10 protein-coding genes are annotated in these 13,990 nt (G+C 68.0%); 5 read left to right on the top strand and 5 right to left on the bottom strand.

Translation table 11 applies throughout. The features are described from left to right. The 5 genes from QMO14_RS25110 to QMO14_RS25090 form a co-directional block, all read left to right on the top strand. Positions 1–521 (top strand): phosphonate ABC transporter ATP-binding protein (locus tag QMO14_RS25110; protein ID WP_301510463.1); only part of this gene is annotated, 521 nt, incomplete at its 5' end. After that, the gene (gene phnE, locus QMO14_RS25105; RefSeq protein ID WP_301510461.1) at positions 518–1,516 is read left to right on the top strand and encodes a phosphonate ABC transporter, permease protein PhnE; all 999 of its coding nucleotides are present in this window, start codon (positions 518–520) and stop codon (positions 1,514–1,516) included. The genes QMO14_RS25110 and phnE, both read left to right, overlap by 4 nt. A gap of 159 nt (positions 1,517–1,675) precedes the next feature. Then, positions 1,676–1,882, top strand: coding sequence for a hypothetical protein (locus QMO14_RS25100; protein WP_301510459.1), 207 nt, complete (start codon positions 1,676–1,678; stop codon positions 1,880–1,882). Between the two features lie 67 nt (positions 1,883–1,949). Next, positions 1,950–4,199, top strand: a complete 2,250-nt coding sequence (locus QMO14_RS25095; protein ID WP_301510458.1) for a phosphocholine-specific phospholipase C — start codon at positions 1,950–1,952, stop codon at positions 4,197–4,199. Between the two features lie 16 nt (positions 4,200–4,215). Continuing rightward, complete coding sequence (locus QMO14_RS25090) at positions 4,216–5,925, top strand: hypothetical protein (protein WP_301510456.1); 1,710 nt, start codon at positions 4,216–4,218, stop codon at positions 5,923–5,925. Positions 5,926–5,943: 18 nt separating this feature from the next. Here QMO14_RS25090 and QMO14_RS25085 read toward each other — a convergent pair whose 3' ends face one another. The 5 genes from QMO14_RS25085 to QMO14_RS25065 all read right to left on the bottom strand — a co-directional run bounded on the left by QMO14_RS25085 (position 5,944) and on the right by QMO14_RS25065 (position 13,961). Next, on the bottom strand, positions 5,944–8,277 hold the full coding sequence (locus tag QMO14_RS25085; RefSeq protein ID WP_301510454.1) for a glycoside hydrolase family 3 N-terminal domain-containing protein: 2,334 nt from the start codon (positions 8,275–8,277) through the stop codon (positions 5,944–5,946). 85 nt (positions 8,278–8,362) lie between these two features. Next, positions 8,363–8,515, bottom strand: coding sequence for a hypothetical protein (locus QMO14_RS25080; protein ID WP_301510451.1), 153 nt, complete (start codon positions 8,513–8,515; stop codon positions 8,363–8,365). An 11-nt stretch (positions 8,516–8,526) separates the two neighbouring features. Further along, complete coding sequence (locus QMO14_RS25075) at positions 8,527–9,474, bottom strand: T6SS immunity protein Tli4 family protein (RefSeq protein WP_301510449.1); 948 nt, start codon at positions 9,472–9,474, stop codon at positions 8,527–8,529. 36 nt (positions 9,475–9,510) lie between these two features. Further along, entirely contained in the window at positions 9,511–11,370 is a 1,860-nt protein-coding gene (locus QMO14_RS25070; protein ID WP_301510448.1) for a triacylglycerol lipase, read from the bottom strand. Further along, on the bottom strand, positions 11,370–13,961 hold the full coding sequence (locus QMO14_RS25065) for a type VI secretion system Vgr family protein (protein WP_301510447.1): 2,592 nt from the start codon (positions 13,959–13,961) through the stop codon (positions 11,370–11,372). The genes QMO14_RS25070 and QMO14_RS25065 overlap by 1 nt, the downstream gene beginning before the upstream one ends. Positions 13,962–13,990: the final 29 nt, after the last annotated feature.

Raw genomic sequence — 13,990 nt, 5'->3', positions numbered from 1 at the left:
CAGGCGCACTGCCGGCCATGCCCACGTGGCGCGTGCTGCTGGGCCTCTTCACGGATGAGGCGCGGCGCAAGGCCTGCGAGCTGGTCGAGTCGGTGGGCCTGCATGAGCAGCACCTGCTTCGCCGTGTGAGCGAGCTTTCGGGCGGACAGCAGCAGCGCGTGGGCATCGCGCGGGCCTTCATGCTCGATCCGCCGCTGGTGCTGGCCGACGAGCCCGTGGCCAGCCTCGATCCGCAGACCAGCCACGACGTGCTGTCGCTGCTTCGCCGGCAGGCGCGCGAACGCGGCACCACGGTGCTGTGCAGCCTGCACCAGATCGAACTGGCCTGCGAGTTCGCCGACCGCATCGTCGCGCTGCGGCATGGCGTGGTGGTGTTCGACGGCGCGCCCGGCAGCTTCGATCCGCAGGTCTTCGATTCGATCTATGGGCGTGCGCCGGCCGCTGCGCCTTCGGAAGGGCCGGGCACCGAGCCCGAAGCTGTTCTGCCGCTGCACACCGGCGTGCTGGAGCTGGTGCGGTGAACCGCCCGGCTTCTGCATGGCACCTGCCGCGCCCCTGGGGCGCGCGCAGCCTCGGCGTGCTGCTGCTGGTGCTGTTCGTCGGCTTCTTCGCCGGCCAGCGCGTCGAGATGGGGCGCATGCTCTCGCTCACAGGCGAAGGCGTGCTCGCGGCGGTCGGGCTGCGCGAGCAGTCGCAGGTGCTGTCGGGCCTGGGCACGATCGGGAGGTCGCTCTTTCCGCCGCAGGTGTCCGAGCGCACCGAGACCGCGCGCATCGAAGGCTTCGACCGCAGCAACCTGCCGTGGCTCTCGCACATCGAGACCGTGGAGACGCGCGAGCCGAAGCTGAATCCCCGGACCCTGCAGATGGAAGAGGTGGTCGACACGCGCGAGGTGCTGGTGGAGCCGCTGGGCTATCTCTGGCACGTGGCGGTGAAGATGCTCGAGACCTTCGAGATCGCCATCTGGGCGACGCTGCTGGCCATCGTGCTGAGCGCGCCGCTGGCCTGGTTCAGCGCGCGCAACTACACGCCGAATCGCGCCACGTACGGGCTGGCGCGCGCCATCGTCGGCATGTTCCGCGCGGTGCCCGAACTGGTGAGCGCGCTCTTCCTGGTGCTGGCCTACGGCTTCGGTCCCATCGCCGGCGTGCTGGCGCTGGCGTTGCACTCGGCGGGCTTTCTCGGCAAGTTCTACGCGGAAGACATCGAGACCGCCGACGACAAGCCGCAGGAGGCGCTGCGCGCCATCGGCGCCAACAAGCTCAAGGTGATGCGCTTCGCGGTGCTGCCGCAGGTGATGCCGCAGTTCATCGCCTACACGCTGTACGTGCTCGACCGCAACGTGCGCATGGCCACCGTGGTGGGCCTGGTGGGCGCGGGCGGCATCGGCCAGGAGCTCAAGGGCCGGTACGACATGTACAACTACGCGCACGTCGGAACGATCCTGATCGCGATCTTCCTCACGGTGCTGGTGCTTGATCGCCTCGCAGCGCGCCTGCGCAGCCGCTATGCCTGAGCCCTGATCTTCCCGCGCAGGAGCGCTTCCGCTCCCCGCGCACGACCCCTTGTTTCTTCGAGCCGGTGCAGCCCCGAGGGGGATGCCTGGCCCCGCCTTGCCCGTCGTCCACGCCCCGTCTTCTCTCCTTCTCCTTCTTTTCGACCAAAGGAATTTGTCATGACTCCACGAGCTTCCCGCCGCAGCGTCGTCGCTTCATCAGCCGCCGGCCTTCTCCTGTGCCTGAGCCTTGCCGCGTGCGGCGGTGGCGGCGGGGGTGGTGGTAGCGGCACGGCCATGCTGCCGCCCGCCGGCACCACGCCCCCGGCCACCACGCCGCAGCAGCCCGAGCAGCCTGCGGCGCCTGCGCTGAAGTGCGCGCCCTGAGCCGCACCGGCTTCATCGACCCCGTCCCTCATTCGTCCCGTCTCGTTCCCGCGTTGAAAGATTCCCCATGAACCACACCAACCGTCGCGATTTCTTTCGCAAGTCGGCCGGCGCCGTCGGCGCGGCCTCGGCCCTCACCATGCTCCCGCCCGCCATTCGCCAGGCACTGGCGGTGGAGGCCGCGGTCGACACCCGCACCATCCAGGACATCAAGCACATCGTGATCCTGATGCAGGAGAACCGCAGCTTCGACCACTACTTCGGCACCATGCGCGGCGTGCGCGGCTTCGGCGACCGCTTTCCGATTCCGCTGGCCAGCGGCAAGCCGGTTTTCTTCCAGGCCAATCCGGGCGGCGGCGCCGACATCCAGCCGTTCCGTCGCGACTCGCGCGTCAGCAACGCGCTGATCGGCTCGGGCACGCCGCACAACTTTCCCGACCAGCAGGCCGCATGGAACCAGGGAAAGATGGACCGCTGGATCCAGTTCAAGAACCAGGCGACCATGGGCTACTACATGCGCGAGGACATCCCTTTCCAGTTCGCGCTGGCCGACGCGTTCACCGTCTGCGACGGCTACCACTGCTCCATCCTCACCGGCACCGACCCGAACCGCATCGTGTTCTGGTCGGGCTCCAACTTCAATCCGGAGCTGCGCAAGAAGGGCATCAACAGCACCGACACCGATTCCGAGCCCGTCAACTCCCGTTGCTGGCCCAGCCCCTCGAACTGGGTCGCGGGCCGCGCGCAGCAGGCCGACGGATCGGGCCAGGTAGACCCCGGCACCGGCGCCTACAACTACAAGTACGTCAACAACGCTTTCAAATGGGACACGCTGCCCGACGTGCTGCAGAAGGCCGGGATCAGCTGGCACATCTACCAGAACATGAACAACAACTGGACCGGCGCCATGCACGGCTGCCTGGCCTTCCAGAGCTTCCGCACCGCGCAGCCTGGCTCCCCGATCTACGAGCACGGCCTGACGGGCGGCCCCGCCACGGCTGACGGCGCAGTGAACTTTCTCGCCCAGCTCAAGCAGGACGTGATGAACGACGCCCTGCCGCAGGTCTCCTGGGTGCTGCCCACGCAGGCCCTGGCCGAGCACCCCGGCAGCAGCGAGGGCGTGGCCGGCGCGGCCGACTTCATCTCGGACGTGCTGGCCGCGCTCACCGCCAACCCGGCGGTCTGGAGCAAGACGGCGCTGTTCGTGACCTTCGACGAGAACGACGGCTTCTTCGACCACCTGGCAATGCCGGCCGTGCCCTCGTACGACGCGAACGGCAATCTGATGGGCAAGTCCACCGTGCCGCTGGACGGCGAGTACTTCGACGCCAGCGTGGGCAGCTACCTCAGCGCCGCCGACACCACCAGCGGCAAGATCCGCCCGTGGGGCCTGAGCTCGCGCGTGCCGATGTATGTGGTGTCGCCTTGGAGCAAGGGTGGCTGGGTCAACTCGCAGGTGTTCGACCACACCTCGATGGCCCGATTCCTCGAGAAGCGCTTCGGCATCACGGTGGACGCCATCAGCCCGTGGCATCGCGCGGTGTGCGGCGACCTCACTTCCTGCTTCGACTTCGTCAACCCGAACGATCCGGTCTTTCCCAAGCTGCCGGACATGAGCAACTACCCGGCGATCAACGCGGCGCAGCGCCTGCTGCCCACGACCGCCGTGACCACCGCGCCCGCCACGCCGCAGCCGCTGTACCAGGAAACCGGCACCCGCTTCTCGCGCGCGCTGCCCTACGAACTGCACACCAGCGCGCGCGTCGAGGCGCGCGGGCTGGTGCAGCTGATATTCGCGAACACCGGCACGCAGGGCGCGGTGTTCCATGTCTACGACAAGCTGCACCTCGACCGCATTCCGCGCCGCTACACGGTGGAGGCGGGCAAGCAGCTCTCGGACTACTGGAACGCCGCCGCCAGCGACAGCGGCAAGTACGAGCTGTGGGTCTACAGCAGCAACGGCTTCGTGCGCAGCTTCAAGGGCGACGCGCTCGCCGCCGACGCCTCGGCCTTCAAGCCCGAGGTGCAGGTCTGCTACGAGCCGGCCACCGGGCAGGTCTACCTGAAGGTGAACAACACCGGCACCGCTGCCGGCAAGGTCAAGGTGGCGGCCAACGCCTACCGCACCGACGGTCCATGGACGCTCGACGTGGCGGCCGGCGCCACTGGCACGCTGCACTGGAGCCTGGACGACAGCGGCCACTGGTACGACTTCACCGTCACCGCCGACAACTTCGAGCGCCGTTTCTCGGGCCGCGTCGAGACCGGCAAGGCCGGCGTGAGCGATCCGGCAATGGCGCTGCACCTGAAGGCCTGAGGGCGAAGAGACCTTCATGGCCATCAACCACAGCAACAAGCGCGTTCCGCGCGGCGCGGCCCTGCTCGGGCTGGCCGCAGCGCTGGGCGCGGGCCTAGCGGCCGCCCAGCCGGCGACCTGGGACCCGGTCAAGGGCAACCTCGGCATCGGCGACGGAACCGGCACCACCGGCGTCACGGGCAGCGGCAACCAGGCGATCGGAAAGGGCGCCGGCAATACCGTCAGCACCAACTGGAACCTCGCCATCGGCGAGGCGGCAGGCACCAACGTCAGCGGCGGCAATGCCAACGTCGCCGTCGGCTTCAATGCCGGCCAGAACGTCAAGGGCGGCTGGAACCAGGCCTTCGGCCGCAGCGCGGGCCAGAACGTCACCGGCAACTACAACAACGCCACCGGCTTCTGGGCCGGCACCGACGTCACCGGCTCGTACAACAGCGCCTACGGCACCAACGCCGGGCGCACCGTGACCGGTAGCAACAACCAGGCCTTCGGCAACGGCGCGGGCAACAACGTCACCACCAACTGGAACCTGGCCATCGGCGAGGGCGCCGGCACCGGCGTGGGCGGCAAGAACGCCAACCAGGCGATCGGCTACTACGCGGGCACCAACGTCAACGGTGGCTGGAATCAGTCGATGGGCCGCAGCGCGGGCCAGAACGTGGCCGGCGACTACAACAACGCCGTCGGCTTCTGGGCCGGCACCAACGTCACCGGCACCAACAACGAGGCCTACGGCAGCAATGCCGGGCGCGACGTGGTGGGCAGCGGCAACCAGGCCTACGGCAACGGCTCCGGGCAGGGCGTGAACGGCAGCAACAACCTCTCGACGGGGCCGGACGCCGGTGCGGGCGTGACCGGCTCGGGCAACCAGGCGTCGGGAACGATGGCCGGCGCGAAGGTCGTGGGCAACAACAACCTCGCCATGGGCCAGTCGGCCGGCGGCGGCGTGCAGGGAAACCAGAACCAGTCCTTCGGCGTGGCTGCGGGCCAGGGCGTGGTGGGCAACAGCAACCTGGCCCAGGGCAATGGTGCGGGCCAGAACGTGAACGGCAGCGACAACATCGCGATCGGTTCCGGCGCGGGCGTGTACGTCAATGCCAGCCGCTCGATGTCGCTGGGCACTGCGGCGCGCGCGAGCGCCGACGACGCCGTCGCGCTCGGCACCAATGCCTCGGCCGTGCACGCCAACAGCGTGGCGCTGGGCGCGGGGAGCGCGACCACGCGCGGCGCGCAGGCCGCCTACACGGCGATCGGCCTGGCCGGCGTGCAGTCTTCGGCCGGCGAGGTGGCGCTGGGCAACCGGCAGATCACCGGCGTGGCGCCGGGCAGCGCGAGCACCGACGCCACCAACGTGGGCCAGGTGCAGGGCATGGTGAAGGAGGGCGTGGCCTCGGCCAATGCCTACACCGACACCGTCGCCGCGCAGGGCCTGCCGATGGGCAAGGCCTACACCGACATCACGGCTGCCCGGCTGCAGGGCCAGATCGACGACAACGCGCGCCGCGCCTATGCCGGCATTGCCAGCGTCGCGGCGATGGAGTCAGCCCCGATGGTGCCCGGCAAGATCAGCTACGCCGTGGGCCTTGGCAACTACCGCAGCGAGAGCGCGCTGGGCGGCTCCGTCCGCCACACCTCGCAGGACGGCCGCTACAGCGTGTCACTCGGCGTGGGCGCGAGCAGTTCGGGCGTGGTGACGCGGGTGGCGCTGACGGGTGTCTTCGAGTGAGGCAGCACCGGGCCGGGTTCACTCGCGCGTCAGCACGAAGCGCTTGCGGATGCCGCTCGCGGCCGAAGGCGCCACCCACAGGTCGAACTCGCCGGGCTCCACGATGGGCTTCATGTCGCGGCCGATGAACGACAGGTCATCGGCCGTGAGCGTGAACTCGACGACTTCCGACGCGCCCGGCGCGATGGCCAGCTTGCGGAAGCCCTTGAGCTCGCGCACCGGCCGCGTCACGCTGGCGGCGCGCTCGGCGATGTAGAGCTGCACCACTTCCTCTGCCTCTCGCGTGCCGGTGTTTGTGACGGTCGCGCGCACGCGCAGCGTGCCCGACAGCGGCATGCGCTCGCTGCTCAGCTCCACGCTGTCATAGCGCACCGGCGAAAAGCCGATGCCGTGGCCGAAGGGGTAGAGCGCCTCGTTCGTCGCGTCGACGTATCGCGTCTTGAAGGCCGTGTCGGGCGCGCTCTCGGGCGAGGGGCGGCCGGTGCGCTTGTGGCCGTAGTAGTAGGGCACCTGTCCGGCCGTCTGCGGAAAGCTCACGGGCAGCCGGCCCGAGGGATTGAAGTCGCCGAAGACCACGTCGGCGATCGCGTTGCCGGTCTGCACGCCGAGGAACCAGGTCACGAGGATGGCGCGCGCATTGCGCACCGCGCCCTTCAGCGCCATGGCGCGGCCGTTGCTCAGCAGCACGACCACCGGCTTGCCGGTGGCGGCCACCGCCTCGGCCAGGTCCTGCTGCGCCTGCGGCAGGCCGATGTCGCTGCGCGAGCGCGCCTCGCCCGACATCTTCTGGCTCTCGCCGATGGCCAGCAGCACCACGTCGGCGTCGCGCGCGGCGGCCACAGCGGCCTCGATGCCGCCGGGCAGCGCCGACTCGATGCCCGAGCCGCGCACCACGTTCACCGACGAATTGGGCCCCAGCGCGTTGCGCAGGCCCTGGTCGATGCCCACCGGCGCCGACTGCCCGGGAAACAGGCTCCACGCGCCCATCAGGTCGATGGTGCCTTCGGCGAAGGGACCGATCAGCGCGATCTTCGTGCCGGCCTTGGGCAGCGGCAGCAGCATGCGCTCGTTCTTCAGCATCACGATGGAGCGGCGCGCGCTCTCGCGGGCCAGCGAGATGAATTCGGGGTTCTCGGCGCGCTGCGCGGCGGGCAGGCCGTCGAGGCCGCGCATCGGGTCGTCGAACAGGCCCAGCTTCTGCTTCACGCGCAGCACGCGGCGTACGGCCTCATCGAGCCGCGACATCGGCACCTCGCCAGAGGCGACGAGGTCGGGCAGGTAGCGCATGTAAAGGCCGCTTTGCATGCTCACGTCGGTGCCCGCCATGAAGGCCTGCTTGGCCGCCTCGCGCGGGTTGGCCGCGTAGCCGTGCTCCACGAGTTCCTCGTCGGCCGTGTAGTCGGAGACCACGAAACCCCGGAACTTCCATTCGTCGCGCAGCACGCCAGTGAGCAGCGCCGGGTTGGCGGTGGACGGCACGCCGCTGATTTCGTTGAAGGCGCTCATCACCGACAGCGCCCCCGCGTCCAGCGCCGCGCGGAACGGCGGCAGGTACACCTCGCGCAGCGTGCGCTCGGAGATGTCGCTCACGTTGTAGTCCAGCCCGCCCTCGGCCGCGCCGTAGGCCGCGAAGTGCTTGGGCGTGGCCAGCATCGAGTCGGGCCGCGAGAGATCGGTGCCCTGGAAGCCGCGCACCCGCGCAGCCGCGAACTGCTTCGCGAGGAAGACGTCTTCTCCCACGCCCTCGAGGCCGCGGCCCCAGCGCGCATCGCGCGCGATGTCGACCATCGGCGCGAAAGTCCAGCGAAAGCCGTCGGCCGTGGCCTCCACCGCCGCCGCGCGCGCCGTGCGCTCGGCCAGCGCGGGCTCCCAGCTCGAAGCCTCGGCCAGCGGCATCGGGAACATCGTGCGAAAGCCGTGGATCACGTCGGCACCGAAGATCAGCGGAATGCCCAGCCGCGACTCCTTGATCGCGATCTGCTGCAGCCGCCGCTTGCCCTCGAGGCCCGCGTTGTTGAAAAGGCCGGTGAGCCGTCCGGCGCGCACGTCCGCCGTTTCCTGCTGCGCATTGCGCCAGCCGGCCTGCGGGTTGTTGGGCGTGTCGATGTCGGCCGGGCCGTACAGGCTGAGCTGGCCGGCTTTTTCCTGCACCGTCATGCGGGAGATGAGTGCTTCGATGCGGGCGTCGGCGTCTTGCGGCGGCTGCTGCTGTTTCAGCTGCTGCAGCTCCGGCGTGGCAACGGTCGCCGCATCGGCGGCCGCAGACGCGGAGGGCAGGAAGAGCGCGAGGGAGAGGAGGGCGCAGGCGGGGGCGAGATGGCGCGCCGGATGGCGCGGGAGTCGGACGTGCATGGGCTCCTATTTTGCAGACATCGGAAGTCGTCCCAGGACGGTCGGTTTTGACACTGGTTGTTGCTCGATGTGACGCTGGCAGCCATCAGGCATTGATCGGGCGCCAGAGCTGGTTCACGGCCTGCTGCGACGCGAGCTGTGCGGCCAGTGCTGGCGACAAAGGATGGAGCGGCAGCGCGACTGCGGATGCCAAGGCCTGCAAAGCCTGGCGGCGGGTGGGGGCCTGTGTCTTTGTCATTGCGGGTCGATTCATTTGATTGCTATCGCGCTGGCGGGGGCGCCGGGCACGGCCACGCGAAACTTGAGGCCGTCGAGCAGCTTGTCCCACAGCGCGATGGCTTCCTCGTCATTGAGCGAAGAAGCCGCGGCAGCGCCCACGCGGTCGGAGGCCACCTTGGTGAACATCGCCGCCTGCAGCAGGGCCGGGCGTGCGACGTTGCCGGTTTCACCGATGAACATCCACTCGAAGTCGTGCGAACCATCGGCTTCGCGGACCAGCGACTCCTCGCCGTCCCAGCCGTGGACTTTCTTCTTTCCCTCGCGCAGCGTCGTCAGCTTCGGATAGCTGCTGCCGGCGTCTCGCTTGCGGTCGTTGATGAGCTTGAGCAGGCCGTAGCCGTTGCTGCCCTTGGTGCTCTGGCTCTGGTTGCTCTGGACGCTGAACACGACGTCGGGCAGGGCGGCCATGTGCAGGCCGGCCTGGGACAGGGCCGGACCTCGGGAGCCATCGACACGGGTGAAACCGTATTGGTGACACAGGCCTTGGTCCATGGGGACCTCGTCGGGCTCGCGTGCGCGCAGATTGGTGGCCGTTTCAACCGTATCGCGAAGAACCGACTCTGCGGTCGCGCCGTTGTCCGTGCCTCTGCGGTTGATGAAGATGTGAGGCCCGACGATGTAGAAGATGCGAAAGCTCTCGAGCTCCAGTTCTTTCGCGAACTTGTCACCGAAGGAGCGGATCAGCCATGTGTTCGGAGCCGGCCCTTTGCCGAAGTAGTTGATCTCGGCGGTCTTGTGGCCGGCCAGAATCTTCGCGCGTTCGGCCTCCATCACTTTCTCGATGTCGTTGGCCTGGTTCGGCAAGGTCGGAAAGTCGCGTCCAAACGCCAGCCGTGAATCCATCGGAGCGGTCAGTACATAGCGGCCGAAGCACAACAGCTTGGTGTGCTCGAACAATTTTTCGATGCGTAGATTCATGAGTGAGTCCGTTGTCGTCAATGATGGTGGCCGGGTTCAGTACTTCTCCGACCACCACTGGGAGTCGAAATCCGCAGCGATGCGCACGATGCCGTAGAGCGTCGCTGCGCTGGCATTGGGATCGCCATAGCTGCCTTGATGGTCATAGCCGGTCTGCACGCACTTGACCTTGGCGCGCACCTTGGCGGCGCTGCGTTCCACGGGCACCGTGCCGTCGCTGGGTGTCATTGGGGGTTGAAGCTTGAGCTTGAGGACTTCGCCTCTGTCGCCTTTCACGCGCAACGTACCCTCGCCGTTGTCTCCCTCGTTTCCGGGCAACAGCGTCCAGGTCAGCGGATCACCCGCGATGACAGGATCGCCATCAATCACGCGCCACACCAAGTCGTTCCAGGCCGGCTGCTTCGGGTCGCTGCCGTAGTGGGCATAAGTGCGTGGATGGAAGGTCTCCTGAATGGCGTTGGCGAAATCCATGGCTAGCTTGATACGCCTCACGGTTGCCTTGGCTCCGATCTGATCTTCCGGCTTCCCGCCTTTCTCTGGAGGCATCTTTCCCTGCCCCGCCGGATCGATCCAATCCGGATTGATCAGCCTCCACCACTTGTCCCGATCCAGCGTGTAGATCTCGCTCACCGCATCAGACTGCGGCAGCTTCGCCAGGAATTTGCCGTTGTCGTCCTGCACCTGCAGCCACTGCGTGCCGTAGGCGGCCGCGGGCAGCAGTTCGAGCCCGCCTTGCGCATTGGCCAGCACGGCCGTCACTTCCTCGCCGTTGTCGCCCAGCACGCCTTGCGTGATGCTGCCCACCAATTGGGACTTCAGGTGCCACCAGGGCTTGTTGCTGCCCTCGAAGCCAGCGCGCATGCGCTTGTATGCGGCGGCCGCGCCGGTGGTGGGCATCACCCCGTGCACCACGCCCAGAATGCGGTGCCTGATGCCGCCGTAGTCCGCATGCATCATCGCCCGCGCGAGGATGCCGCCCATGCTGTGGGTGACGACGATGACGCCGGGGCAATCGAAGCCGTTGTGGTTGTAGGTGTCGATCAGCAGTTCGATCTTCTTCGCGAGCCGCTTGCCTTCCTCGCCATTGCTTTTGAGCCAGTTGTAGCCGAAGGCGTGCACCGGATACCAGCAGTCGCCGATCTTGCGGATGTCGTCCTCGCTCAGCGGCTGCGCGTCGTGGACGCCGAAGCTCGACGGTGCCCGCCCCACCAATGCTTCGGGGTTGTCCTTGTCGAGCCACGCGGGAGAGATGACCTGCTTCCTGTCCTCGCGGCGCAGCATGTCGTTGAGCTGGCGCTCCATCACCTGCAGGATGCCGCCGTAGGCATCGAACATCACCTCGCTCCAGCCGCGTGCGCGGGCCTTCTGGGCGGCGGTGAAGCTCTGCCGGTTGCTTGCCAGCGGGTGCGTCGGATCGGCCTTCGCATCGGTGATGAGCAGCTTGCTGACATCGCCCAGGTCATGGGGCACGTTGTCGTGCCGCTGGTCGGAGCTGACGGTGGCGTCGCCTGTCGCCTCGAAGCGGCGGCGTCTCTTGCCTTCGATCTTCTCGTCGGTGACCTTGTAGCGGTCGACTTCCACTTCGTCCGGGTCCAGCCGCATCTGGCGGGCCGCCGCGCTTGCGTTGCGCCGCGAGAACGCATCGCCTTTCTTGTCGGGCCACCACGAGAGGTTGTTGCTGCGTTTGAGCAGTTCCTGCCGCTCCCGTGACAGGCGAAGGTTGCTGCCCATGATGCCGGGCAGGAACACGATCGGGATGAGCTTGCCCGGGGGCACGCGCACGCGGATCTTTCTCCTGTCGTCGAGCGGCGTCGTCACGGCGGTGACCTCCGCGAAACCGTCCAGACCCAGGCTGAAGTCCAGCCAGATGTCTTCCTCTTCTCCCTGTACCGCCATCAGGAGGCCCTCCCGAACCAGGCGACCTTGTACGACTCGGGGCCGTCCGAGCGCTGCTGCCGCGTGGTGCCGTCGTTGCTGGTGATCTCGCCAACGGATGCTTCTTGCGGATGTGCCCTGCCGGAGGATGCAGGCGTTTCCGCGCCTTCGCTGTCGCGCGTCAGCTCGAAGAGCTGCCTTGTCGCTGGCGTGTCCTCTTCGTCGATGCGATGAAAGAGCACCTCCTGATCGAACCTCGTCTGCAGGTCACGATTCATCTTGTCGGGCGTGCGGCTGTCCGGTCCGATGAAGCTGTGCCGGGCCGAATGCGCCCGCCAGGTTCCGAGCGTGCCGTTGACGATCCCCGAGGCATTCCAGCAGGTGTAGCTCCCTGCGCCGTTGATGACCACTTCCTCCGCGGCCGTGATCGTGATCCGGTTGGCCTCCTGTCGGATGTTCATCTTCGCGAGCACGCTGATGCTGTTCTTCAGTGCCGCGATGTCGATGTCGGCGTTGGCTGCCACCAGCTTCATGCCGGCCTTGTAGGCGAACATGCGTACCGCATTCTTCGCGGAGACCAGAAAGCTCTTCGCCGTGACGACGCTCGTGTGCCCGCCGCTGGTGAATGCGTTGTGCCCGGCGCTTGAGAAGTGGCTCGAGCCCTGCGCGGTGGTCTGGATGCCGCAGGGGCTCGCCAGCGTGAGGTGCGGCTGGACGAACTCGTGAAACTCGCCCTGCACGGCGTGGCCGCCCTTGCCCTGGATGGCGTCGTTCTGCCGCTTGAGTTCGGCGGCGACCTGTGTCTGGTCGCCGCTTTCATGCGCCCTGGCATCCAGCGCGAGCCGCGACATGCCTTCATGCACCTCGCGCGCCTGCGTGAGCCGCGCGACGGTCTCGCCCATGTCGGTGATGTGCGCCTGCGCATTCGGCCGGGGCTCGGTGCTCACCAGCAGGCCGCGTGCGGCGCGCAGTGCGCCGTGTCCGTCGGTGCGCAGTTCGAAGCCCTGGCCGCGGTCCTCCTTGCGGCCCGCCGTGTCCTCGATGCGGCCAATGTGTCCAAGGCTGAGGCTGCTGCACTGGTGGTCGCTCTTGAGCTGGGCCTGCACCTTGCTCGCGCTGTCGTCGAGGGCAAGGTGGTTCCCGCGCAGGCTGCCTCCGAGTTCGCGGCTGCGGATGCCCGTCAGGTGCGTCTGGGCGGGCAGCTTCCACGCGGGCATCTCGTCGGCGTTGTGGAAGCGGCCGACGACGATGGGATGGTCTGGGTTCCCGTTGAGGAAATCGACGAGCACTTCCTGCCCGACGCGGGGCAGCGCGGCCGTGCCGAACTGGGCTCCCGCCCAGCCGTGCGCAACGCGCAGCCAGCACGAAGAGTTCTCGTCTTTGCCGCCCAGGCGGTCCCACTGGAACTGCACCTTGACGCGGCCGTGCTGGTCGGTCCAGATCTCGTGGCTGGCGGGGCCGACCACCAACGCCGTCTGCGGACCACCGGTGCGCGGCCTGGGCGTGGTGCGCGGCGGCCGCCAGGCGAAGCTGGTGGGTTGCGCGTCGAAGGCGAAGCGCTGGATGGAACCGCCCGAAGTTGCGGCAGTGCCTTCGGTGGCGCGCAGGTTTTCCTGCAGGTGATAGGCCACGCCCAACACGAGGTACTGGCAGTTCTGGTCGTCGCGCGGGTGGCCGGCCAGCCGAAGGGTGTGGCCCGGCGCCAGAGAGCGCAGGTTGGAGCGCCCGCTGACGAAGCTGCGCCCGCTCAACTGCTCTTCGTTGCGGATGTGCGCATAGGTGTCGCCGTCGCCGCTCAGCAGGTAGTGGCCGGGCCACTCGAAGACTTCGTGGCCGTCGTTGTCGTGGCCCGGCGGCATCTGGCGCCGGCTTCTCAGGTCGGCCTTGGGCTTCTCGAAGTCGTAGTCGTCGGTGCAGTGGTGGCCGGAGCGCAGGTCTTCGGCCATCTCCCATGCGTAGATGCGTTCGGCCGGCTCCTCGCCGCCGGTCATGCCCGACTGCTCGTGCGGGTGGTAGCGCACGGTCTCGCCGCCGGGCAACGGGCCGTGCGAGCCGGCGATGTCGTCCGCGAACACCAGCACGTGCTGCGCGGCCTCGTGGCGGAACCAGTAATGGATGCCCTCGTGCTCGCACAGGCGCGAGACGAAATCGAAGTCGCTCTCGCCGTACTGCACGCAGTAGTTCCACACCCGATAGCTGCGCGTGAGCTTCTGCTCGAAGGGATGGCCGTAGCGGCCCAGCACCTCGGCCAGGATCTCGGGAACGCTGCGGTCCTGGAAGATCCTGTAGTCGTGGCGCCGCGTGGCCAGCCAGAGCCACGGGCGCAGCCGCATCGCGTAGAAGCACTGTCGCGCATCCTCCCGCGCGACGCCGAAGCGGGTGACGATGCCGGCGAGGTGGCGCGCGCCTCCATGCGTGGTCTGCATCGACACGGTGGCCGTCTTGCCGAGCAGCGCCTTCGGGTCGATGGCGTTGCTGCGGCACAGCAACTCGACATCGAACGCGTATGCGCTGCTCAGCGCCTCGCGGCCGACCAGCCGATGGAATTGCAGCGCCTCGCCCACGGGCGTGGCGATGGTGACGCGACGGCCAGCCAAGGTGGGCTTGGTCACGAGAGGTCCTCCCTGAACAGTCGATCGCT

The sequence above is a fragment of the Variovorax sp. CAN15 genome (assembly GCF_030462475.1).
GTDB lineage: Bacteria > Pseudomonadota > Gammaproteobacteria > Burkholderiales > Burkholderiaceae_C > Variovorax.
The sequence above is the reverse complement of the archived record's forward strand: the minus strand, read 5'-3'. Positions and strand labels throughout refer to the sequence as shown.

What these genes read in the sequence shown, in the direction of transcription:
- QMO14_RS25100 (WP_301510459.1), top strand. Translation starts at nt 1,676, where the DNA reads ATGACTCCACGAGCTTCCCGCCGCAGCGTCGTCGCTTCATCAGCCGCC.
- QMO14_RS25095 (WP_301510458.1), top strand. Translation starts at nt 1,950, where the DNA reads ATGAACCACACCAACCGTCGCGATTTCTTTCGCAAGTCGGCCGGCGCC.
- QMO14_RS25090 (WP_301510456.1), top strand. Translation starts at nt 4,216, where the DNA reads ATGGCCATCAACCACAGCAACAAGCGCGTTCCGCGCGGCGCGGCCCTG.
- QMO14_RS25085 (WP_301510454.1), bottom strand. Translation starts at nt 8,277, where the DNA reads ATGCACGTCCGACTCCCGCGCCATCCGGCGCGCCATCTCGCCCCCGCC.
- QMO14_RS25080 (WP_301510451.1), bottom strand. Translation starts at nt 8,515, where the DNA reads ATGACAAAGACACAGGCCCCCACCCGCCGCCAGGCTTTGCAGGCCTTG.
- QMO14_RS25075 (WP_301510449.1), bottom strand. Translation starts at nt 9,474, where the DNA reads ATGAATCTACGCATCGAAAAATTGTTCGAGCACACCAAGCTGTTGTGC.
- QMO14_RS25070 (WP_301510448.1), bottom strand. Translation starts at nt 11,370, where the DNA reads ATGGCGGTACAGGGAGAAGAGGAAGACATCTGGCTGGACTTCAGCCTG.